Raw genomic sequence first — 21,850 nt, 5'->3', positions numbered from 1 at the left:
AGGTTAGTCGGGGTGAAAAAAAGCGGAGCCAGCAGGCGCTTGCGTAAAGCAAGGGGAACGCCTGCCGGATAAAGAGGGTTTAGGACATATAGCGGCGTGAAACGCGTTTTGCCAGCTTCTGCAGCATCGGCTCCAGCGCAACGGCCAGCAGCATTCTGACCGGCTTACGGGCAACAGATTTTATCGCCCAGCCCGCTACGCCAGCAGGGCCATAGCGCAATGCCGTCAGCAGGACCAGTTTACCTGCGATTTTCAGGCCGGGTTTTACCTTCTGACCGGCCTGTTGCCAGTGTTTTTTCATTTGCATCCTCTCTTAAAGCTGACGGAAACGGCTTCTCAGCGTAAAGGTGTCGGACGTGACGTAACGTTCCATCTCCCGCAGGCGGCTCTCCCCTGCGGCCAGCTCCGCGTCTACGGCATTCAGCAGATCGCTGCTGGTTGGCTTCCCTTCGGCGTCCAGTTCGCCATCAGGCATAGGGTCGAGCACAAAGGACAGAACCACGTATGCCACCAGCGTGAAAAAGGCCAGGCCGAAGAAAATCGACAGCACCGTCACGACGCGCACCAGCTTTACCGGCACGTCCAGATAGTGAGCAAGCCCGGCGCACACGCCGCGGACCATGCCCTGCTGCGGGATACGCCACAGCTTTTTATTCAGAGTGAGTCCAGCCATTAGCGGTCCCTCCAGTTCGGGTGTTCCGCATCCAGGATGGCTTCCAGCGCCTGAATGCGTTCGCGCATTTTTTTTGCTTCATCGGACAGCTGCACCAAACGCTGTTGTTCACTTTGCGAAAGATCGCCGCGTGCGGACCGGTTGCTGTAGTGCAGCCATAACCAGATCGGCAAAACGAACAGCACGAAGATGGTCAGGGGAATAGCCAGAAAAAGCGCGCTCATGTGTACTCCTTGTCTTGCGATGCGGCACCTGAGGTGCCGCTCAAATTATTATTGGTTGTCTTGCTTCATTTTGGCTTTCAGCGCGGCCAGCTGTTCGCTGATTTCATCATCCGCTTTCAGGTCGGCAAACTGCTGATCCAGCGTTTTTTGCTTGCCGATACCGTGGCTTTCTGCTTCCGCTTCCATCTGATCGATGCGGCGCTCGAAGGATTCAAAGCGCGCCATGGCTTCGTCCAGCTTGCCACTGTCGAGCTGGCGGCGCACGTCGCGGGAAGAGCTGGCAGCCTGGTGGCGCAGCGTGAGCGCCTGCTGGCGAGCGCGGGTTTCGCTAAGCTTGTTCTCCAGCTCGCCGATCTCTTTCTTCATGCGGGTCAGCGTATCATCGACCAGCGTGACCTCATGCTCCAGCGTGGAAACCATGTCCGCCAGCTTCTGTTTTTCAATCAGCGCGGCGCGCGCCAGATCGTCTTTGTCCTTACGCAGCGCCAGTTCGGCTTTCTCCTGCCACTCTTCGAGCTGGGCGGTGGCCTGCTCGATGCGGCGGGTGAGCTGTTTTTTCTCAGCCAGCGCGCGGGCAGAGGTTGAACGTACTTCAACCAGCGTATCTTCCATTTCCTGAATCATCAGGCGTACCAGCTTCTGCGGATCTTCCGCTTTCTCCAGCAGCGAGTTGATGTTGGCGTTCACGATGTCGGCAAAACGAGAAAAAATACCCATAATTCAGTCCTCATAATTTCTGTTATCGGGCGATGCCCTGCTGGATAGTTAATACAATCTCCGTGCCAACTTTTTATCTTATTGATTTTATTACCAGAGGTTGATTTATTGCCGCTGGCGCTCTACATTCACCTGGTGAATATCACTATGGAGTGGTTAATTTCATCATGGCAGAATACAAAGATAACCTTCTGGGCGAAGCCAATAGCTTTCTCGAGGTGCTGGAGCAGGTTTCAAGGCTAGCGCCGCTGAACAAGCCGGTGCTGATTATTGGCGAGCGCGGCACCGGTAAAGAGCTGATTGCCAACCGGCTTCACTTTTTATCCGGGCGCTGGGACGGCCCCTTCATCTCGCTTAACTGCGCCGCGCTGAATGAAAACCTGCTGGATACCGAGCTTTTCGGCCATGAGGCTGGCGCCTTTACCGGCGCGCAAAAGCGCCATCCGGGTCGGTTTGAACGCGCCGACGGCGGCACGCTTTTCCTCGACGAGCTGGCGACCGCGCCGATGCTGGTGCAGGAAAAGCTGCTGCGCGTCATTGAATACGGCGAGCTGGAGCGCGTGGGCGGAAGCCAGCCTTTGCAGGTCAACGTGCGCCTGGTTTGCGCCACCAACGCCGATTTGCCGGAGATGGTGGCGGAAAATACGTTCCGTGCCGATCTCCTCGATCGCCTGGCGTTTGACGTTGTGCAGTTACCTCCCCTGCGCGAGCGCCAAAGCGACATCATGCTGCTTGCCGAACAGTTTGCCATTCAGATGTGCCGCGAGCTGGGCATGCCGCTTTTTCCCGGCTTCAGCGATTACGCCACCGAAACGCTCCTCGCCTATCGCTGGCCGGGCAATATCCGCGAGCTGAAAAACGTGGTTGAACGCTCGGTCTATCGCCACGCCAGCAGCGAAACCGAGCTGGATAACATTATTATCGATCCCTTCAGGCGCGAGCCGCAGCCCGTTCAGGAAACCGCGGCGACGCCCGATGCCCCTGCGCTTCCGCTGGATTTGCGCCAGTTTCAGCACCAGCAGGAGCAGCAGCTTCTGGAGCAGAGCCTCAGGGAGGCAAAATATAACCAGAAGCGGGCGGCTGAACTGCTGGGCCTGACCTACCATCAATTAAGAGCATTGCTCAAAAAACATCAAATGCGCTGACATAATCAGCACTTACCCCCAGACATTTTTACGAATCAGGCGTAAGTGCGATACACTTTGCAGATCGAACCTAAAAACCTTAATAAATATGCGCCTGGTTTTATCGTCCCTCTTTGCATTCGGTCTGTTCAGCAATCTGGCTTTTGCTGCGCCAGAGCCTGTTCCGCTGCCTGATATTCGCGATAGCGGCTTCGTCTACTGCGTCAGCGGGCAGGTTGATACCTTTAACCCGCAAAAAGCGGGCAGCGGCCTGATTGTCGACACCCTCGCCGCGCAGCTTTACGATCGCCTGCTGGATGTTGATCCTTACACCTATCGCCTGGTCCCGGAGCTTGCCGAAAGCTGGGAAGTGCTGGACAACGGCGCGACCTACCGCTTCCACCTGCGCAGCGACGTGGCTTTTCAGCACACGCCGTGGTTTACCCCTACCCGCAGGCTGAATGCGGACGACGTCGTGTTTACCTTTGAGCGCATCTTTAACCGCAGCCACCCGTGGCATAACGTTAACGGCGGAAACTTCCCCTACTTTGACAGCCTGCAGTTTGCCGACACCGTGAAAAGCGTGCGCAAGCTGGACAATCACACGGTTGAATTTCGGCTTGCGCGCCCGGACGCCTCGTTCCTGTGGCATCTGGCAACCCACTATGCCTCGGTGATGTCGGCGGAATATGCCGCAAACCTCACGAAGATCGATCGTCAGGAACTGCTCGACCGCCAGCCCGTCGGCACGGGGCCGTTCCAGGTTGCCGACTATCGCGCCGGGCAATACATCCGCCTGCAGCGACATGAGCACTTCTGGCGCGGCAGCCCGCTGATGCCGCAGGTTGTGGTTGATTTAGGCTCCGGCGGCACGGGGCGCCTGTCGAAGCTGCTCACCGGCGAATGCGACGTGCTCGCGTGGCCAGCGGCCAGTCAGCTCAGCATTCTGCGCGACGATCCGCGCCTGCGCCTGACGCTGCGCCCCGGTATGAATATCGCCTATCTGGCCTTCAATACCGATAAACCGCCGCTGAACAACCCCGCGGTGCGCCACGCGCTAGCGCTGGCGATCAACAACCAGCGGCTGATGCAGTCGATCTACTACGGCACGGCGGAAACGGCCGCCTCAATTTTGCCACGCGCGTCCTGGGCGTACGACGGAGAGGCTAAAATTACGGAGTACAACCCGGCCAAAGCGCGGGAGCAGCTCAAGGCGCTGGGTGCCGAAAACCTGACCCTGCAGCTGTGGGTGCCTACCACCTCGCAGGCGTGGAACCCAAGCCCGCTTAAAACGGCGGAGCTGCTGCAGGCCGATATGGCGCAGGTGGGCGTTAAGGTGATTATTGTGCCGGTTGAGGGGCGTTTCCAGGAGGCGCGGCTGATGGATATGAATCATGATTTAACCCTGACCGGCTGGGCGACGGACAGTAACGATCCGGACAGTTTCTTCCGCCCGCTGCTGAGCTGTGCGGCGATCAACTCCCAGACCAACTACGCCCACTGGTGCAACCGCGAGTTTGATTCGGTGCTGCAAAAAGCGCTCGCCACCCAGCAGCTTGCCGCGCGCATCGACGCCTACGACGAGGCGCAAAACATTCTCGCCCGCGAGCTTCCGGTGCTGCCGCTGGCCTCGTCCCTGCGCCTGCAGGCGTATCGCTATGATATTAAAGGCCTGGTGCTCAGCCCGTTCGGCAACGCCTCCTTCGCGGGCGTCTCGCGGGAAAAAGAACAAGAGGTGAAAAAGCCATGATCATTTTTACCTTGCGCCGCCTGCTGCTGCTGCTGGTCACGCTCTTTTTGCTGACGTTCGTCGGCTTTAGCCTGAGCTATTTTACGCCGCACGCGCCGCTGCAGGGCTCATCGCTTTGGGACGCCTGGCTTTTCTGGTTTAACGGCCTGCTGCACTGGGACTTTGGTGTGTCCAGCATTAACGGGCAGCTGATTTCCGAACAGCTTAAAGAGGTTTTCCCGGCCACCATGGAGCTGTGCATCATGGCGTTTGGTTTTGCCCTGATGGTCGGTATTCCGGTGGGGATGCTGGCGGGGATTTACCGCAACAAGTGGCAGGACAAATTTATAAGCGCCCTGGCGCTTCTTGGCTTCTCGATCCCGGTCTTCTGGCTGGCGCTTCTGCTGACGCTCTTCTTCTCGCTGACGCTGGGCTGGCTGCCGGTGTCGGGCCGCTTCGATCTGCTGTACACGGTTAAAACGGTGACCGGGTTCTCGGTCATTGACGCCTGGCTTTCCGATTCGGTCTGGCGTCACGAAATGATCGTCAGCGCCCTGCGCCACATGGTGCTGCCGGTGCTGACCCTCGCCGTCGCGCCGACGACCGAAGTCATTCGCCTGATGCGCATCAGCACGATCGAGGTGTTTGACCAAAACTACGTAAAAGCGGCCGCTACCCGCGGACTCTCGCGCCTGACGATTTTGCGACGCCACGTGTTGCACAACGCCCTGCCGCCGGTGATCCCGCGCCTGGGGCTGCAGTTCTCCACCATGCTGACGCTGGCCATGATCACCGAAATGGTCTTCAGCTGGCCGGGGCTTGGCCGCTGGATGATTAACGCCATTCGCCAGCAGGACTACGCGGCGATCTCCGCGGGCGTGATGGTGATTGGCTCGCTGGTGATTGTGGTGAACGTGATTTCCGATATTTTGGGTGCCATGGCTAACCCGCTGAAGCATAAGGAATGGTATGCCCTACGATAGCGTATACAGTGAAAAGCGCACGCCCGGCGCGCTGCGCACCGTGTGGCGTAAATTCTATGGTGATACCACGGCGATGATCGGCCTGTACGGCTGCGCCGGTCTGGCTCTGCTGTGCATTTTTGGCTCGTGGTTTGCGCCCTACGGCATCGATCAGCAGTTCCTCGGCTACCAGCTGCTGCCGCCGTCGTGGTCGCGCTACGGCGAGGTGTCGTTCTTCCTCGGCACGGACGATCTCGGTCGCGACGTGCTCAGCCGCCTGCTGAGTGGCGCGGCGCCGACCGTCGGCGGCGCGTTCGTGGTGACGCTGGCGGCGACGGTGTGCGGCCTGGCGCTGGGCATTTTCGCGGGCTCGACCCACGGTCTGCGCTCGGCGGTGCTTAACCATATTCTCGATACCCTGCTCTCCATTCCGTCCCTGCTGCTGGCGATCATCGTCGTGGCGTTTGCGGGGCCGCATTTGTCCCACGCGATGTTTGCGGTCTGGCTGGCTATCCTGCCCCGCCTGGTGCGCTCGGTGTATAGCCTGGTGCACGACGAGCTGGAGAAAGAGTACGTTGTCGCCGCGCGCCTGGACGGCGCGACGACGTTTAACATCCTGTGGTTCGCCGTGCTGCCCAATATCGCTGCGGGGCTGGTCACGGAGATCACGCGCGCGCTGTCGATGGCCATTCTGGACATCGCCGCGCTCGGCTTCCTCGACCTGGGGGCGCAGCTGCCCTCGCCGGAATGGGGCGCGATGCTCGGGGATGCGCTGGAGCTGATTTACGTCGCGCCGTGGACGGTCATGCTGCCGGGTGCCGCGATCATGATCAGCGTCCTGCTCGTTAATCTGCTGGGCGACGGGATCCGCCGCGCAATCAATGCGGGGGTGGAATAATGCCTTTACTTGATATTCGCAATCTCACGATCGAATTTAAAACCGGCGAAGGCTGGGTTAAAGCCGTTGACCGCATCAGCATTACCCTCGCAGAGGGCGAAATTCGCGGCCTTGTGGGGGAATCAGGCTCCGGCAAGAGCCTGATCGCCAAGGCCATTTGCGGCGTGGCGAAAGACAACTGGCGTGTAACCGCCGACCGCATGCGCTTCGATGATATCGACCTGCTGCGCCTCTCCCCGCGCGAGCGGCGCAAGCTGGTGGGCCACAACGTTTCGATGATTTTCCAGGAGCCGCAGTCCTGTCTTGACCCGTCGGAACGCGTCGGCAAGCAGGTGATGCAAAACATACCCGGCTGGACCTACAAAGGCCGCTGGTGGCAGCGCTTCGGTTGGCGCAAGCGTCGCGCTATTGAGCTGCTGCACCGCGTTGGCATCAAGGATCACAAGGACGCGATGCGCAGCTTCCCGTACGAGCTGACCGACGGCGAGTGCCAGAAGGTGATGATTGCCATCGCGCTGGCGAACCAGCCGCGGCTGCTGATAGCGGATGAACCGACCAACGCGATGGAGCCGACCACCCAGGCGCAGATTTTCCGCCTGCTGACGCGGCTTAACCAGAACAACAACACCACTATTTTGCTGATCAGCCACGACCTGCAGATGCTGAGCAAATGGGCGGACAAGATTGACGTGATGTACTGCGGGCAAACGGTGGAAACGGCGGGCAGCGAGGATTTGGTCACCACGCCGCACCACCCTTATACCCAGGCGCTGATCCGCGCCATTCCTGACTTCGGCAGCGCGATGCCGCACAAAAGTCGCCTGAACACGCTTCCGGGGGCCATTCCCCTGCTGGAGTCGCTGCCGATCGGCTGTCGTCTGGGGCCACGCTGTCCGTATGCTCAGCGTAAATGCATAGAAACCCCGCGGCTGACGGGCGCGAAAAACCATCTTTTCGCGTGTCATTTCCCGCTGAACATGGAGAGAGAGTGAAATGGTCGAAACGCTGCTGGAAGTGCGCAACCTGAGTAAGACCTTTCGCTACCGTACCGGCCTGTTTCACCGCCAGACCGTAGAAGCCGTTAAGCCGCTCAGCTTTATGCTCCGTGAAAAGCAGACGCTGGCGATTATTGGCGAGAACGGCTCGGGAAAATCCACCCTCGCGAAGATGCTTGCGGGCATGGTCGAGCCGAGCGGCGGCGAGGTGGTAATTGACGATCATCCGCTGGAATTTGGCGACTATTCGTTCAGAAGCCAGCGCATTCGCATGATCTTCCAGGATCCGTCGACGTCGCTGAACCCGCGCCAGCGCATCTCGCAGATCCTGGATTTTCCCCTGCGCCTGAACACAGACCTTGAACCGGAGGCGCGCCGCAAGCGCATCGTCGAGACGCTGCGCCTGGTGGGGCTGCTGCCCGACCACGTTAGCTACTACCCGCACATGCTGGCGCCGGGGCAGAAGCAGCGTCTGGGCCTGGCCCGCGCGCTGATCCTGCGGCCAAAGGTGATTATCGCCGACGAGGCCCTCGCCTCGCTGGATATGTCGATGCGCTCGCAGCTGATTAACCTGATGCTGGAGCTGCAGGAAAAGCAGGGTATCTCGTATATCTACGTGACCCAGCATCTCGGCATGATGAAGCACATCAGCGATCAGGTGCTGGTGATGCACCAGGGTGAAGTGGTCGAGCGCGGAAGCACGGCGGATGTGCTCGCCTCGCCGCTGCACGATCTGACCAAGCGGCTCATTGCCGGGCATTTTGGCGAGGCGTTAACCGCCGATGCGTGGCGAAAGGATCGATAGCGCGCAACGCGAAGTAACGACCCGCTCAGAGGGCTATAAGATTGACTGTCTTATAGCCCTTTATTTCTCCCGTCTCATTCGACTCTACTAGACTCTACTAAATTAACCAGGGATCTCCACCTTCCCTCCATACTCTGCGCAATATAAAGCAATAGTTCGTCTCCAGAATAGCCTCGTGCTATCAGGGAGAAAACATGAACAAAATCCAGTACCATCTCAAATACGCCGAGTATTTACTGCGAAAATGCCGGTCCTTCTTTGTCACCGACCTCTATTTTCATACGGCAAGACTTAAAAAAACGCTGGGCGAAACGCCGAATATTAAGTCGCCCGCCACGCTGAGTGAAAAAATTTGCCACCGGCTGATTTATGAGCGAAACAATACTTTTACCCTGCTGGCAGATAAGCTTGCGGTGCGGGAATACGTTATGCAGAAAACAGAGCGAGTGAAAACGGTGCCGCTTATCGGTGTTTACGGTCACGTTGAGCAGATCGATTTCGCAAAGCTTCCGGCCCGGTTTGTTTTAAAATGCAATCACGACAGCGGCAGCACCATTATTTGTCACGAAAAAGAGACGTTTAACGTCATCCCCGCGCTGGAAAAGCTCAGGCTTGCCTCGAAGAAAAATCTCTATTACACAACGGGTGAGTGGCAGTATAAAAATATCACTCCTTATATTCTGTGCGAGCAATTTATTGACGTCTTCTGTGGTGCGGATAAAAGCACTACGCCGGAAATGCTGAGGATCCACTGTTTCCATGGCGTTGCGCACTATATAGAAGCCGATTTTACGGACCTTAACGGTAGAGAGTTTATTAATGTTTACGACCGTCACTGGCAGTTACAGCCTTTCCAGATGGAATATCTCAACACCCTCGGCGATATTGCGCAGCCGCCGCAGTTTCGCGAAGCGCTGATCGCGTCAGAGGAGCTAGCGGAGGGGATAGAGTACTGCCGCGTCGATCTGATGCTTAAGAATGAGGAGATCTATTTTAGCGAAATCACGCTCAGCCCGAGACGCGGGAAGTTAAAAATCACCCCGTCGATATGGGATGCCAGGCTGGGCGAGATGTGGCATATGTCGTCCTCGCGCGGCTGAGCCGGTTTGCTCTTTACCGTACTGGCCACGTCAATTTAAATATCGAGTGGTGCTGTTTCGACATGGCGTACGTGGCGTCGCCACCGTGGGCTAGCATGATGGCTTTGACCACCGACAGCCCCAAACCGCACCCCTCGGGATGTAAATGCCTGGCACCTTTACCGCGCTGGAAAGGCTGAAATAAATAATCATGAAACTCTCTCGGAATGCCAGGCCCCTCGTCCATCACCAGAATATAATTCTCTTTGTCAAATACCCCGTTTTTAATGACCAGCTTTTTCGAGGTTGAATAGCGTAATGCGTTATCAAAAAGAACGACCAGGCACTGGTTAATTCGCAGGGGGTCGCAAACGCATTGCTGCGGCCTGAGCTCAGCACGAACCGTGAACTGGTTACGGCTAAACTCCGGTTTAAACGTCTCAAGCGCGATTTGTATCGTTTCTTTTAGGTCGGTATTTGACCTCGACAGGCTGTAACCCGCGCCTCCGTCCGAGCTGATGACGCGAAGATCGTCAATCAGCCGCGTCAGCCCTTCCGTTTGCTTAAGCAGGTTAGTAAACAGAAGCGGATCCGGCTCAAAAACGCCGTCCACCAGCCCCTGGAGCCGCCCGCGTAAAATAGTGACGGGCGTTCTGAGCTCGTGCGCAATAGCGGCGTTCCAGGATTTTCGCTGGAAGTCCAGCGTCTGGAGCTTCTCCGCCATCTCGTTGAAGTCATTGACGAGATGGTTAACTTCGCCAAGCTGGGAGCTGGCGCAGTAGGCCCGGGCATCCAGCTCGCCCTGCGCTATTTTCTTCAGGCTGGACGCAACGGCGTTCAGCGGCGTGAGAATGCGTGATGAGAGCTTTAGGGTAAAAAACAGAGCGATAATCAGGCTGATGGTGATGGCGGTACCAATCCATATCCAGTCCCACATCGTCATTTGATCTTCATCGCCGACGGTCGCCCCGCCCGGAAGATAGTCGAGGATGCAGGAGTAAAATAGCCACGATCCCAGAATCACGATGGCAATAATGGTGAAGGTCAACAGGAGCATGAACAGCAGAATTTGCCGACTGAGCACGGCGTCTTTATTCATCTCTTTTCTCCCAGACGATAGCCCATGCCCCGAATGCTTTCCGGCACGCCAAAGAGACCGGCAAGCTCGAGCTTTTTACGCAGCTTGCTCATGTGGCTGTCTACCGTTCTGTCCAGTGCATCGCCCTCCGGCAAACAGGCGTTAAGAAGCTCTTCCCGGCAGCAGACCTTTCTGGGATGTCTCATCAGGTACGTTAATAATTTGAATTCTGTCGTGGTTAATACGGGAGAGATCGCCTCTTCTCCCGCGGTCACCTCAACATAGAAATCGTTCGGATAAACCGTGATGAAGGGCGTCCTCAGCGGCGCGTCGCTTAGCTGCTGGACAGAGGCTTGTGTCCTGCGCAGCACGGCTTCGACCCGCGCCACAACCTCGGACGGGTTAAAGGGCTTAATCACATAGTCGTCAGCGCCGAGCCGCAGGCCCATGAGCTTGTCGACATCCTGGTCAAGGGCGGACACCATAATGACGGGCACGGGGCTTTCCTGGCGAAGCGTGGTCAGCACGCTCCAGCCGTCGCATACGGGCAGCTGGATATCCAGCAGCATGAGATCGGGCTTATTGAGGCGGTTAAGGCTAATAGCCTCTTCTCCCGTTCTTGCCCTGAGCGTTTTCATTCCCGCACGCTGCAGGTAGCTCAACAGAATATTGGCAATTTCATCTTCGTCTTCCACGACGAGGATTAAATTATTTTTGTACATGCTATCTCCGAAGATGACGTCCGGGCATCTGGCCCCGCCCGCACATAAGACCCACCCTCTGAAAAAAAGTGCCATGACCGCGCTATTTTCTGATGCTTATTCTTCCGCCAAACGATATCTCCACACTGGCTCCATCTTCGGGTAACACAATCACGATAATGCGTCGTCAGAATAGCGCCAGACACGCTTAATCTGATATGACGATGGATATGACGCTCAATAATTCAAAACTGCTCGCTAAGCTTGGTGATTTACTTTTATTTCTGCTGATGTCGTGGGCAATTCTGTATTTGTGGCTCGCCCTGCTGCACGTATTTGGTGAGAACGTCGCCGCCACGCTGCTTTCATCTCCTCTGATCTCTATTTGCATTGGCGCGTCGCTGATCGCTCTTGTGCTCCAAAATACGCCCGGCGCAATAAAAGAGCTTCTTATTATTGCCTTCTGGCTGGTGGCTATATTTTTATACTTAATCCTCATCTTTAATTTATTGTTGTGCATTACGCCCGATATCAACGATGTCATCTTCTACTACGAATGCTATGCCATCCTCTTCTTTGGCGGATCGCCTTTATATTTAATTCTGAGGCTGATTTAAAAAGAGCCGCACGCGCTCTGGATCCATAAACCTCACTCAAGGTGGTTGGATGAGGTAAACCTGCTCGCGATGGTATACTTCCCGTAAGGAAAGCGCGGAAATGATGCGCACCATTAGCCCCTTCTGAGAGATAAGTCACGGGAGTGACGCGAGAAATAGCGTGACACAGGGGGCAGTGAGTGGGCTATAATTTCGAGCTAATTTCGGATGTTTTTGAAATACTGCCTGTAAAGCTATGATTTACAAGGCAAAATAAGCAATGAATATAAGGATTAAAGCTATGGGTTTTCTTTCCGGTAAGCGCATTCTGGTGACCGGTGTTGCCAGCAAACTGTCCATCGCATACGGCATCGCACAGGCTATGCACCGCGAAGGCGCCGAGCTGGCATTCACCTACCAGAACGACAAGCTGAAAGGCCGTGTTGAAGAGTTTGCCGCGCAGCTGGGTTCCAGCATTGTTCTGGAATGTGACGTTGCACAAGACGAAAGCATCGATGCGATGTTTGCCGAACTGGGCAAAACGTGGGAGAAATTCGACGGTTTCGTTCACTCCATCGGCTTCGCACCTGGCGACCAGCTGGACGGCGACTACGTGAATGCGGTTACCCGTGAAGGCTTCAAAATCGCGCACGACATCAGCTCCTATAGCTTCGTGGCGATGGCAAAAGCCTGCCGCTCCATGCTGAACCCGGGCTCAGCGCTGCTGACCCTGTCCTACTTGGGCGCAGAGCGTGCTATCCCTAACTACAACGTGATGGGCCTGGCTAAGGCGTCTCTGGAAGCCAACGTGCGCTACATGGCGAACGCTATGGGTCCAGAAGGCGTGCGCGTTAACGGCATCTCCGCTGGCCCAATCCGTACTCTGGCGGCATCCGGCATCAAAGATTTCCGTAAAATGCTGGCGCACTGCGAAGCGGTTACCCCGATTCGCCGCACCGTTACTATCGAAGACGTCGGTAACTCTGCAGCATTCCTGTGCTCTGACCTTTCCGCGGGCATCTCCGGCGAAGTGGTTCACGTTGACGGCGGCTTCAACATCGCTGCAATGAACGAGCTGGAAATTAAATAAGCACCACAGCTCTCTTCCCGCCTGGGAAGAGAGTTTTTTCTCCCCCCGTTATTCCGTTCCGCTATTTGTTATCACCTAACAATATTTTTCCCCTTAGCCACCATGCGCCAGGATATTGATCGCCAATTTGAGATCAAGGAACGCCCATGGAACAGCGCCGTTTTTCCGGCAAAGGCCACTGGTATCACGAAACCCAGTCGAATCACGCGCAGGCGGACGTCCTGCCTTTGGTGCCCGAAGCCGCTAACGTCGAAGACCGTTTTTTGCTCGATGTCGCGTTACCCGACGAACTTGTTACGCAGTGTCGCGGCTGGCTGGCGACGGCCAGAAGCCTCTGCGACCAGCTTTTTCCCCTGGATATTCCGGTCACCCGGCTGCATACGCTCAGCGCGTACGATCGGCTCAGCACCGCCCTAACGGTTGCGCAGGCCTGCGGCGTTCAGCGGCTCTGTAACCACTACGCCGCCCTGCTCGCCCCGCTGCCCGGCCCTGACTCCTCCCGTGAAAGCAATCGCCGCCTCGCACAAATTACCCAGTATGCCCGCCAGCTTGCCTGTACCCCTGACGTGATTGGTGAGAAGGCCCTCCAGCAGCTTGATGAGGTTGGCCTTACCCTCTACGACGCGGTGCTCATTAATCAGATCATCGGCTTTATCGGTTTCCAGGCGCGCACGGTCGCCGCGTTTCAGGCCCTGCTGGGCTTTCCCGTGCGCTGGTTACCCGGCCACCACATCCAGCCGCATACCCTTGCGAACGGCAACAGCAGCGGACGACCAACGCTCCCGGCGGTTGAAATACGCTTTGCCAGCGCGCACCAGCTAGAATCGTTAGCTCGCTGGCAGGCCGAGCCTGCGCTGCAAAGGCTCGCGCCGGTGCTTTGCCATCACCCCGCGCTTCTGGACCTGACGGGCACGCTTCTGATCCAGCTTGATGAAGAAACCCCGCCGAACCTGCCGGCGCTTGCCGCCGCGGTTGAGCTGCTCACCCGCTCTCCGGACAGGTTTAGCGCCGCGCAGTTTACGCCGCTGACCAAGGCCGGGCTTACGGCAGCGAGCGCGATAAATTTATTGGTCCGGAGCGCGTTCGAGGGTTGGCTTGAGCGTTTCAACGTTGCGCTTTGCAATGCCGAATAACCGTACTATTTACCCAAAGAGCGCTTGCTGTAGCAGTGAGATTCGCGTAAAACTGTCAGCCGCTCAATGGCTACGAAAATAGAACATTATGTTTCAGGACAACCCGCTGCTAGCGCAGCTTAAACAGCAACTGCATTCCCAGACGCCGCGTGCAGAAGGGGTCGTAAAAGCCACGGAAAAGGGCTTTGGCTTCCTGGAAGTTGACGGGCAGAAAAGTTACTTCATCCCGCCTCCGCAGATGAAGAAAGTGATGCACGGCGATCGCATTACCGCCGTGATTCATACCGAGAAGGAACGCGAGTCCGCCGAGCCGGAAGCGCTAATCGAGCCGTTCCTGACGCGCTTTGTCGGCAAGGTCACGCGCAAAGACGACCGTCTTTCTATCGTGCCGGATCATCCCCTGCTGAAAGACGCGATTCAGTGCCGGGCTGCGCGCGGCGTTGAGCATGATTTTAAGGATGGTGACTGGGCCGTTGCTGAAATGCGCCGTCATCCTCTGAAGGGCGATCGCGGTTTTTATGCCGAATTAATCCAGTTCATCACCTTCGGCGACGACCACTTCGTGCCGTGGTGGGTCACCCTCGCCCGTCACAACCTCGAGAAAGAAGCGCCGAACGGCGTTGCGACCGAGATGCAGGACGAAGGGCTGACGCGTGAAGATCTCACCGCGCTGGATTTTGTCACCATCGACAGCGCCAGCACCGAAGACATGGACGATGCGCTGTACGCGCAAGAGCTGGCCGACGGCAAGCTGCAGCTGACCGTCGCGATTGCCGACCCGACCGCGTGGATCGTCGAGGGCAGCAAGCTGGACGAAATGGCCAAAGTGCGCTCGTTCACCAACTACCTGCCCGGCTTTAATATACCGATGCTGCCGCGCGAGCTGTCTGACGACCTCTGCTCCCTGCGCGCCAACGAAGTGCGCCCGGTGCTGGCGTGCCGTATGATCGTTGCCGCTGACGGAACGATTGAAGACGATATTCACTTCTTCGCGGCCACCATCGAATCAAAAGCGAAGCTGGTATACGACGAGGTCTCTGACTGGCTGGAAAACACCGGCAGCTGGCAGCCCGAGTCGGACGCCATTGCCGCGCAAATTCGGCTGCTGCACCGCATCTGCCTGAACCGCAGCGAGTGGCGCAAAACCCACGCGCTGGTCTTTAAGGACCGTCCTGACTACCGCTTCGTGCTGGGCGAGAAAGGCGAAGTGCTGAACATCGTCGCCGAGCCGCGCCGCATCGCTAACCGCATCGTTGAAGAAGCCATGATCTCTGCCAACATTTGCGCCGCACGCGTGCTGCGCGACAAGCTTGGCTTCGGCATTTACAACGTGCATACCGGTTTCGACCCGGCGAACACCGAGGCGCTGGCCGCCCTGCTGAAAACCCACGACGTGCACGTCGATCCGGAAGAAGTGCTGACGCTTGAGGGCTTCTGCAAGCTGCGCCGCGAGCTGGATGCTCAGCCGTCGGGCTTCCTCGACAGCCGCATTCGTCGCTTCCAGTCCTTTGCGGAAATCAGCACTGAGCCAGGCCCGCACTTTGGCCTCGGCCTCGAAGCGTACGCCACCTGGACTTCCCCTATCCGTAAGTACGGCGATATGGTTAACCATCGCCTGCTGAAGGCGATCGTGAAGGGCGAAACGGCTTCGCGTCCGCAGGATGACACGACGCTGCAGATGGCAGAGCGCCGCCGCCTTAACCGCATGGCTGAACGCGACGTGGGTGACTGGCTGTATGCCCGCTTCCTGAACGATAAAGCGGGAACCGATGCCCGCTTCCCGGCTGAAATTATTGATATCAGCCGCGGCGGCATGCGCGTACGCCTGGTGGACAACGGTGCCGTTGCCTTTATTCCTGCTCCGTTCCTGCACGCCGTGCGCGACGAAATGGTTTGTAGCCAGGAAAACGGAACGGTACAGATCAAAGGCGAAACGGTTTACAAGGTCACCGACGTGATTGACGTGAACATCGCAGAAGTCCGCATGGAAACCCGCAGCATCATCGCACGCCCCGTCGCCTGACGGGCGTTTACGCCGCAGGCCATTCATAACGAAATGGCCTGCGCGTTTTCCATCACATCACCCCTAAATTTACCGCCTTTTTTCTGACTATTTTCCCGCTTTCCTCCCCCAATTTCGCCAGAATTATCTACAGTAAAAGAGTGGTATTGTATTCGCTTACGTGAATTTTTATACACTATATATCCTTTACGATCGGATGCGTATTTGTTGAATAATTCAGTGAAATACAAGGCGTTCACATCGGAACATCCGACGTTTTGCTACGGAAAAGACGATTATAAATGAATAATTCTTTGCGCTAGTGAGTAGGTGTGGGAGAAAAGATGATCGACGACATGGAACAAAACCTGCTGTTTCGATACATGGGAACGCACAGTCCATGGTGGCGGCTTTCCGCTGACAGCAACGCTCTGCATTTGGCCGCCAGCGAGCGGGCCGATGCGATTCAGGTAGTTGCCCTGGATGACGAGCAGGCCGAACAGATCCGCCAGTTAACCGTCATTACCTCCAGCATTACCCTGACGCTCTCCCTATACGGGACCGACGTCCCGATTCATCTTGTTGGCCGTAAAATCAACAAAAAGGAATGGGCAGGTACGGCATCGGCATGGAACGATACCCCTTCCGTTGCCCGCGACCTGATGCAGGGCCTCTCCTTCGCCGAGCAGGTCGTTTCTGAGGCCAACTCCGTTATCGTTATTCTCGATCAGCACGGGAACATCCAGCGCTTCAACCGCCTGAGCGAAGAATACACGGGCCTGAAAGAGCAGGAAGTGATCGGCCAGAACGTCTTCAAACTGTTTATGAGCCGCAGCGAAGCCGCGGCGTCAAAGCGCAATATCGCCGGTTTTTTTCGCAACGGCAGCTCCTACGAGGTGGAACGCTGGGTTAAAACGCGCAAAGGACAGCGGCTGTTCCTTTTCCGGAACAAGTTTGTGCACAGCGGCAGCGGAAAGAATGAAATCTTTCTTATCTGTTCCGGTACGGACATCACGGAGGAACGCCGCGCCCAGGAGCGCCTGCGCGTGCTCGCCAATACCGACACCATTACCGGGCTACCCAACCGCAACGCCATCCATGAGCTGATTTCCGATGCCATCGCCGCCCGCGGCGAGGCGCAGGTTGGCGTGGTTTACCTTGACCTCGACAACTTCAAAAAGGTTAACGACGCCTACGGGCATATGTTCGGCGATCAGCTCCTGCAGGCGGTTGCGCTTGCCATCCTGAGCTGTCTTGATGAAGGGCAAACGCTGGCGCGCCTCGGCGGCGACGAATTTATCGTAATGGCCACGGACACGTCGCAAGGCTCGCTGGAGGCCATGGCCTCGCGCATTCTTACCCGCCTGCGTCAGCCGTTCCGCATCGGGCTTATCGAAATTTACACGGGATGCTCGCTGGGCATCGCCCTCGCCCCTCAGCACGGCAACGACCGCGAAAGCGTCATTCGCAACGCCGACACGGCAATGTACACGGCCAAGGAGAGCGGCAGAGGAAAGTTTTGCGTCTTCTCGCCGGAAATGAATCAGCGCGTATTTGAATATCTCTGGCTGGATACCAACCTGCGAAAGGCGCTGGATAACGATCAGCTGTTGATTCACTACCAGCCCAAAATGACCTGGCGCGGCGAGGTCAGAAGCCTGGAAGCCCTGGTGCGCTGGCAGTCTCCCGAGCGCGGCCTGATCCCGCCGCTGGAGTTTATTTCGTATGCCGAGGAGTCTGGCCTGATCGTACCGCTGGGGCGCTGGGTCATGCTCGACGTTGTTCGTCAGGTCGCGAAGTGGCGCGATAAAGGGATAAACCTGCGCGTGGCGGTGAACGTCTCTGCCCGCCAGCTGGCCGACCAAACGATATTCAGCGATCTCAAGCAGGCGCTGAAGGATCTGCACTTCGAATACTGCCCGATTGACGTTGAGCTGACTGAAAGCTGCCTTATTGAAAACGAAGAGCTGGCGCTGTCCGTGATTCAGCAGTTCAGCCAGCTGGGGGCGCAAATTCATCTCGATGATTTTGGCACGGGGTATTCTTCGCTGTCCCAGCTCGCGCGTTTCCCTATTGACGCCATCAAGCTCGATCAGTCGTTTGTGCGGGATATCCACAAGCAGTCAATCTCGCAGTCGCTGGTGCGCGCCATTGTTGCGGTTGCGCAGGCGCTGAATTTGCAGGTTATTGCGGAAGGCGTGGAGAGCGCAAAAGAAGACGCCTTTCTGACGAAGAATGGCGTCAACGAACGGCAGGGATTTCTGTTTGCTAAGCCGATGCCCGCTGCCGCATTCGAGCGATGGCTTAAGCGATATCAGTCACGAAAAATGCGCTAGCTGGCTTTGCGCAGCCCCGCCGCCTGGTGGCGGTTTTGCAGCATAACCAGACGCTCCATATAGGCAATATCTTTGGGCTCAAGATAAAAAGCCGCGTCAACCCAATCTTCCGTAATGTCCATCAGCTCGCTGCGGGGCAGTTGTAAAACGCGCGTCCGGGCGCGCAGCATGGCTCTCACCCCGTTCATCTTCGGCAGCAGCGTGTCGATGAACGTGCGGACGGCCACGGAGCTTTGGCCCGGCTCGAACAGAACGTCAACCAGCCCATGCTGTTCGTACCACTCCGCGGTATGGGATTCCCCCTTGTAGATCAGCTCCTCCGCCAGCTTCATGCCGGAACGGCGCGCGACCAGCGAGTAGCCACCCATGCCGGGGAACAGGTTGAAGGCAATTTCAGGAAACCCCAGACGGGCATCGCGCTGCGCCAGCACGAAATGGTGTGCCAGCGCGGCTTCAAACCCGCCGCCCAGCGCGCTGCCCTCAACCATCGCCAGCGAAATAGCCCCGGTGTCGAAACCGCGCGACGCAGCGTGTACGCAATCCACGCAGGCGCGCGCGTAGGCCCGCAGGGCTTCCCGGCGTTTGTTCTGAATGCAATCGACAAAAAACTTAAGGTCTCCGCCCGTATTGTAGATATCCGGCACCAGCGACCCGGTAACCCAGAAGTCGACGGTAAAGCCGGACTGGCGCACCAGCCAGGAGAGATTCATGATCTCCTCAATCAGCGCGTGGTTGAAACAGGGGCGCGGCTGCGCGCGGAGCATCATCCAGACGGTTCGACGTTCCTCTTCATAATAGCCCGCCAGCTGGGTGAAACGTTCAGTATCGGTAAACAGTGTACAGGTTGCTTGGTTGATTACGGTCATTGTCTAATTCCTCATATAAAAAAGCGCCTTGCGCGCTTTTTTAGACTAATCCAAGGGTTAAGACCGCATCGCGGGAGCGGGTAAATTTATCACTTTCATTTATGTAATTTCGTTATTGCATTTTTTCCCTTCTCTTTTGAATCTATTTTCTGCATCATTGAAAATATTCACTTTTCGCTCCTGGGGACGATTATGCCTAACATTGATTCATCGGCTGTGGCACAACGCATTGATACCGTGCTGGATATTCTTGTCGCGGGTGATTATCAGTCTGCCATTCGCAATCTTGAGATTTTAAAATCAGAATTACTTGCGCAGAATGACAGCGACGCCCCGTCACAAAATGCGCAGCCAAAAGCCCCGTGGGAAGTGTAACCACCCTGTTTTCGACCTCTCGTTTTAAATGGATGCTATGAATTCCCGACAACAAATCATTTTGCAGATGGTCATCGATCAGGGGCGCGTGAGCGTCGTTGACCTGGCCAGGGCCACCGGCGTCTCTGAAGTCACCATCCGCCAGGATCTGAACCTGCTCGAAAAGCAGAGCTATTTGCGCCGCGCCCACGGTTACGCCGTTCCGCTGGACAGCGAAGATGTTGAAACGCGCATGATGAACAACTACGCCCTCAAGCGGGAGCTGGCAGAGTTTGCCGCGTCCCTGGTGAATAACGGCGAGACGGTGTTTATTGAAAACGGCAGCAGCAATGCCCTGCTGGCGCGCACGCTGGCCGAACAAAAAGACGTGACGATTATTACCGTCAGCAGCTATATCGCGCATCTGCTGAAAGAGACGCGCTGTGAAGTGATCCTTCTCGGCGGCATCTACCAGAAAAAAAGCGAGAGCATGGTTGGCCCGCTGACGCGCCAGTACGTGCAGCAGGTTCACTTCAGCAAGGCTTTCATCGGCATCGACGGCTGGCAGGCGGACACCGGCTTTACCGGTCGGGACATGATGCGTTCAGACGTGGTCAACGCGGTGCTTGAAAAAGAGTGTGAAGCGATCGTTCTTACCGACAGCTCGAAGTTCGGTGCCGTCCATCCTTATACAATGGGCCCCCTCTCGCGCTTTCGCCGCGTGATCACCGACGAGCGCCTGAGTGAAGAATACCGCCATCAGCTCGCGCAGGATGGCCTAATGGTCGATATCGTCAAAAAGCCCGCGTAATTGCACACTGCGCCCCGTGCGGGCGCATATTCCCTCCTTCTGAGAAAAATCCGAACTGCCCTTTAAGAGTTTTTACCTGTTTAACTTTGCGCAAAGAAGTAGAATTAATGTTAGCGATATAACAGGAAGTGACTATCACCTGCGTGATTACGTAACGCCTGCGCAACCAGCCGTCACGGAAAATAGAATTTAGGTATTCAAATTGGCTATACTTAAAAAGAGCACTTCTTTCCGTGAATCGATAATTCAGGAGAAAGTATTATGTCTTTAACCAGCAAAAAATTAGCCGCCGCTGTTCTGGCAATCACTGTAGCAATGTCTTTGAGCGCGTGTTCAAACTGGTCTAAGCGTGACCGCAACACCGCAATCGGTGCTGGCGCAGGTGCGTTAGGCGGTGCAGTGTTAACGGATGGTAGTACGCTGGGTACATTAGGTGGTGCTGCTGTCGGCGGTGTTATCGGGCACCAGGTGGGTAAATAATCTACAAAACTTCACTTACCTGTATAAAGATATTTTCAGCCTGTATAAGGTCTGATCTACGCACGTAAATATGAGCCACGGTTTTCACCGTGGCTTATTTATTTTATCCGCCCGCCAGTTTGACTTTCATTCCTTTGGCTTCGAGAAGGCTTTTAATCAGATCGCGCTTGTCGCCCTGAATTTCAATAATGCCGTCCTTCACCGCACCGCCGCAGCCACATTTCTTTTTCAGCTCGGCGGCGAGCGCTGCCAGGGCAGCGTCGTCCAGGTCAACGCCGGTAATCAGGCAAACGCCCTTGCCCTTGCGGCCGCTGGTCTGACGCTGAATGCGAACAACACCGTCGCCTTTCGGGCGCTCCACCTTTGCTTTAGGCTCGTCGATGCGGCCGGTGTCGGTTGAATAGACCAGACGGCTGTTAGAATCGCTCATCATGCCCCCTTCTTCAGCGATGCGTTGATAGCTTTCAGCGTTTCGGCAGGGTTTGCCGACTGCGTAACCGGACGGCCAATCACCATATAATCTACGCCAGCGTCCAGCGCCTGTTCAGGCGTCATGATTCGGCGCTGATCGCCAGCCTCGCTGCCTGCTGGCCGAATCCCCGGCGTCACCAGACTGAAGTCCTGGCCCAGTTCCGCCTTGAAGCGCGCGGCTTCCTGAGCGGAACAAACGACGCCGTCCAGACCGCATGCCTTAGTGAGGCGCGCCAGACGTTCCGCGTGTTCGGCAGGTGACAACGTCACGCCTAAATCACGCAGATCGTGTTTATCCATACTGGTCAACACGGTGACGGCAATCAGCAGCGGCGCATCGCTGCCGAAAGGCACTAAGGCCTCGCGCGCGGCGGTCATCATCCGCGCCCCGCCTGATGCGTGTACGTTCACCATCCACACGCCGAGCTCTGCCGCAGCGGCAACCGCGTGCGCTGTGGTATTGGGGATATCGTGGAACTTCAGGTCGAGGAAAATATCAAAACCGCGCTGTTGCAGGTCGCGGACGATTTGCGGACCAAATAACGTGAACATTTCTTTGCCGACCTTCAGCCGGCAGTCGCGCGGGTCGATACCGTCGACGAAGGCCAGCGCAGCATCGCGGTTATTATAATCGAGAGCCACAACAACAGGAGAATCGGTAACTATGCGGGAAGTAGAAGATGTAGCAGACGTCATGACCAGCCCTTTTCGTCTATGGGCGCGCAG

At 56.6% G+C, this 21,850-nt stretch carries 24 protein-coding genes; 15 read left to right on the top strand and 9 right to left on the bottom strand.

Annotation, left to right across the window (positions count from 1 at the left end; genetic code table 11):
* Positions 1 to 79 precede the first annotated feature (79 nt).
* Genes pspD through pspA form a run of 4 tightly spaced genes read right to left on the bottom strand, consistent with a single transcriptional unit; the run spans position 80 to position 1,614 of the window.
* Positions 80 to 301, bottom strand: coding sequence for a phage shock protein PspD (pspD, locus tag AB8804_RS02230; RefSeq protein ID WP_371182558.1), 222 nt, complete (start codon positions 299 to 301; stop codon positions 80 to 82).
* A gap of 12 nt (positions 302 to 313) precedes the next feature.
* Positions 314 to 673 (bottom strand): envelope stress response membrane protein PspC, encoded by a 360-nt coding sequence (gene pspC / locus AB8804_RS02225; protein WP_371182556.1) that lies wholly within the window; start codon positions 671 to 673, stop codon positions 314 to 316.
* Positions 673 to 897, bottom strand: a complete 225-nt coding sequence (pspB, locus tag AB8804_RS02220) for an envelope stress response membrane protein PspB (protein ID WP_112011697.1) — start codon at positions 895 to 897, stop codon at positions 673 to 675. The genes pspC and pspB overlap by 1 nt, the downstream gene beginning before the upstream one ends.
* A 48-nt stretch (positions 898 to 945) precedes the next feature.
* Positions 946 to 1,614: a phage shock protein PspA gene (gene pspA, locus AB8804_RS02215; protein ID WP_371182553.1), complete on the bottom strand. Its 669-nt coding sequence runs from the start codon at positions 1,612 to 1,614 to the stop codon at positions 946 to 948.
* Positions 1,615 to 1,766: 152 nt separating this feature from the next.
* On the opposite strand from pspA, the gene pspF reads away from it, so the two are divergent.
* The 7 genes from pspF to AB8804_RS02180 all read left to right on the top strand — a co-directional run bounded on the left by pspF (position 1,767) and on the right by AB8804_RS02180 (position 9,227).
* Entirely contained in the window at positions 1,767 to 2,759 is a 993-nt protein-coding gene (pspF, locus tag AB8804_RS02210) for a phage shock protein operon transcriptional activator (protein WP_371182551.1), read from the top strand.
* Between the two features lie 88 nt (positions 2,760 to 2,847).
* Positions 2,848 to 4,488, top strand: a complete 1,641-nt coding sequence (gene sapA / locus AB8804_RS02205) for an ABC transporter substrate-binding protein SapA (RefSeq protein ID WP_371182549.1) — start codon at positions 2,848 to 2,850, stop codon at positions 4,486 to 4,488.
* The gene (sapB, locus tag AB8804_RS02200; RefSeq protein WP_371182547.1) at positions 4,485 to 5,450 is read left to right on the top strand and encodes a putrescine export ABC transporter permease SapB; all 966 of its coding nucleotides are present in this window, start codon (positions 4,485 to 4,487) and stop codon (positions 5,448 to 5,450) included. The genes sapA and sapB overlap by 4 nt, the downstream gene beginning before the upstream one ends.
* A complete protein-coding gene (sapC, locus tag AB8804_RS02195) occupies positions 5,437 to 6,327 on the top strand; it encodes a putrescine export ABC transporter permease SapC (protein ID WP_371182545.1) in 891 nt (296 codons plus the stop codon). Before sapB ends, sapC begins: the two co-directional genes overlap by 14 nt.
* Positions 6,327 to 7,319 (top strand): putrescine export ABC transporter ATP-binding protein SapD, encoded by a 993-nt coding sequence (gene sapD, locus AB8804_RS02190; protein WP_371182543.1) that lies wholly within the window; start codon positions 6,327 to 6,329, stop codon positions 7,317 to 7,319. The genes sapC and sapD overlap by 1 nt, the downstream gene beginning before the upstream one ends.
* Position 7,320: 1 nt before the next feature.
* Positions 7,321 to 8,127 carry a putrescine export ABC transporter ATP-binding protein SapF gene (sapF, locus tag AB8804_RS02185; protein ID WP_371182541.1) on the top strand — a complete coding sequence of 269 codons (807 nt, stop codon included), beginning with the start codon at positions 7,321 to 7,323 and terminating at the stop codon, positions 8,125 to 8,127.
* A 194-nt stretch (positions 8,128 to 8,321) separates the two neighbouring features.
* Positions 8,322 to 9,227, top strand: coding sequence for an ATP-grasp fold amidoligase family protein (locus AB8804_RS02180; protein ID WP_371182539.1), 906 nt, complete (start codon positions 8,322 to 8,324; stop codon positions 9,225 to 9,227).
* Between the two features lie 13 nt (positions 9,228 to 9,240).
* On the opposite strand, the gene AB8804_RS02175 is transcribed toward AB8804_RS02180, so the two are convergent.
* Positions 9,241 to 10,305, bottom strand: a complete 1,065-nt coding sequence (locus tag AB8804_RS02175) for an ATP-binding protein (protein ID WP_371182536.1) — start codon at positions 10,303 to 10,305, stop codon at positions 9,241 to 9,243.
* Complete coding sequence (locus AB8804_RS02170; protein WP_371182534.1) at positions 10,302 to 11,006, bottom strand: response regulator; 705 nt, start codon at positions 11,004 to 11,006, stop codon at positions 10,302 to 10,304. The genes AB8804_RS02175 and AB8804_RS02170 overlap by 4 nt, the downstream gene beginning before the upstream one ends.
* A gap of 203 nt (positions 11,007 to 11,209) precedes the next feature.
* Between AB8804_RS02170 and AB8804_RS02165 the strand changes: the two genes are divergently transcribed.
* From AB8804_RS02165 to pdeR, 5 genes are all read left to right on the top strand, one after another.
* Positions 11,210 to 11,602 (top strand): transporter, encoded by a 393-nt coding sequence (locus tag AB8804_RS02165; protein WP_371182532.1) that lies wholly within the window; start codon positions 11,210 to 11,212, stop codon positions 11,600 to 11,602.
* A 280-nt stretch (positions 11,603 to 11,882) separates the two neighbouring features.
* Positions 11,883 to 12,671 carry an enoyl-ACP reductase FabI gene (gene fabI / locus AB8804_RS02160; RefSeq protein ID WP_371182530.1) on the top strand — a complete coding sequence of 263 codons (789 nt, stop codon included), beginning with the start codon at positions 11,883 to 11,885 and terminating at the stop codon, positions 12,669 to 12,671.
* Between the two features lie 146 nt (positions 12,672 to 12,817).
* Positions 12,818 to 13,804: a CMD domain-containing protein gene (locus AB8804_RS02155; RefSeq protein ID WP_371182528.1), complete on the top strand. Its 987-nt coding sequence runs from the start codon at positions 12,818 to 12,820 to the stop codon at positions 13,802 to 13,804.
* Between the two features lie 88 nt (positions 13,805 to 13,892).
* Positions 13,893 to 15,827, top strand: coding sequence for an exoribonuclease II (locus AB8804_RS02150; protein ID WP_371182526.1), 1,935 nt, complete (start codon positions 13,893 to 13,895; stop codon positions 15,825 to 15,827).
* Positions 15,828 to 16,150: 323 nt separating this feature from the next.
* Positions 16,151 to 18,142 (top strand): cyclic di-GMP phosphodiesterase, encoded by a 1,992-nt coding sequence (gene pdeR, locus AB8804_RS02145; protein WP_371182524.1) that lies wholly within the window; start codon positions 16,151 to 16,153, stop codon positions 18,140 to 18,142.
* On the opposite strand, the gene AB8804_RS02140 is transcribed toward pdeR, so the two are convergent.
* Complete coding sequence (locus AB8804_RS02140) at positions 18,139 to 19,008, bottom strand: crotonase/enoyl-CoA hydratase family protein (RefSeq protein WP_371182522.1); 870 nt, start codon at positions 19,006 to 19,008, stop codon at positions 18,139 to 18,141. The two genes, pdeR and AB8804_RS02140, sit on opposite strands and share 4 nt — an antisense overlap.
* Positions 19,009 to 19,200: 192 nt before the next feature.
* On the opposite strand from AB8804_RS02140, the gene AB8804_RS02135 reads away from it, so the two are divergent.
* The 3 genes from AB8804_RS02135 (at position 19,201) to osmB (ending at position 20,653) form a co-directional block, all read left to right on the top strand.
* Entirely contained in the window at positions 19,201 to 19,383 is a 183-nt protein-coding gene (locus tag AB8804_RS02135; RefSeq protein WP_371182520.1) for a hypothetical protein, read from the top strand.
* 37 nt (positions 19,384 to 19,420) lie between these two features.
* On the top strand, positions 19,421 to 20,173 hold the full coding sequence (locus AB8804_RS02130) for a DNA-binding transcriptional regulator YciT (protein ID WP_371182518.1): 753 nt from the start codon (positions 19,421 to 19,423) through the stop codon (positions 20,171 to 20,173).
* Between the two features lie 261 nt (positions 20,174 to 20,434).
* Complete coding sequence (osmB, locus tag AB8804_RS02125; RefSeq protein ID WP_371182516.1) at positions 20,435 to 20,653, top strand: osmotically-inducible lipoprotein OsmB; 219 nt, start codon at positions 20,435 to 20,437, stop codon at positions 20,651 to 20,653.
* A gap of 103 nt (positions 20,654 to 20,756) precedes the next feature.
* Here osmB and yciH read toward each other — a convergent pair whose 3' ends face one another.
* Positions 20,757 to 21,083 carry a stress response translation initiation inhibitor YciH gene (gene yciH, locus AB8804_RS02120; RefSeq protein ID WP_371182811.1) on the bottom strand — a complete coding sequence of 109 codons (327 nt, stop codon included), beginning with the start codon at positions 21,081 to 21,083 and terminating at the stop codon, positions 20,757 to 20,759.
* Positions 21,083 to 21,820, bottom strand: a complete 738-nt coding sequence (gene pyrF / locus AB8804_RS02115) for an orotidine-5'-phosphate decarboxylase (protein WP_371182809.1) — start codon at positions 21,818 to 21,820, stop codon at positions 21,083 to 21,085. Before pyrF ends, yciH begins: the two co-directional genes overlap by 1 nt.
* Positions 21,821 to 21,850 lie beyond the last annotated feature (30 nt).

The organism is Enterobacter sp. KBR-315C3_2022, assembly GCF_041399425.1.
In the GTDB taxonomy this organism is placed as follows: Bacteria; Pseudomonadota; Gammaproteobacteria; order Enterobacterales; family Enterobacteriaceae; genus Enterobacter.
This window is presented reverse-complemented; position numbering and strand designations above follow the sequence as displayed.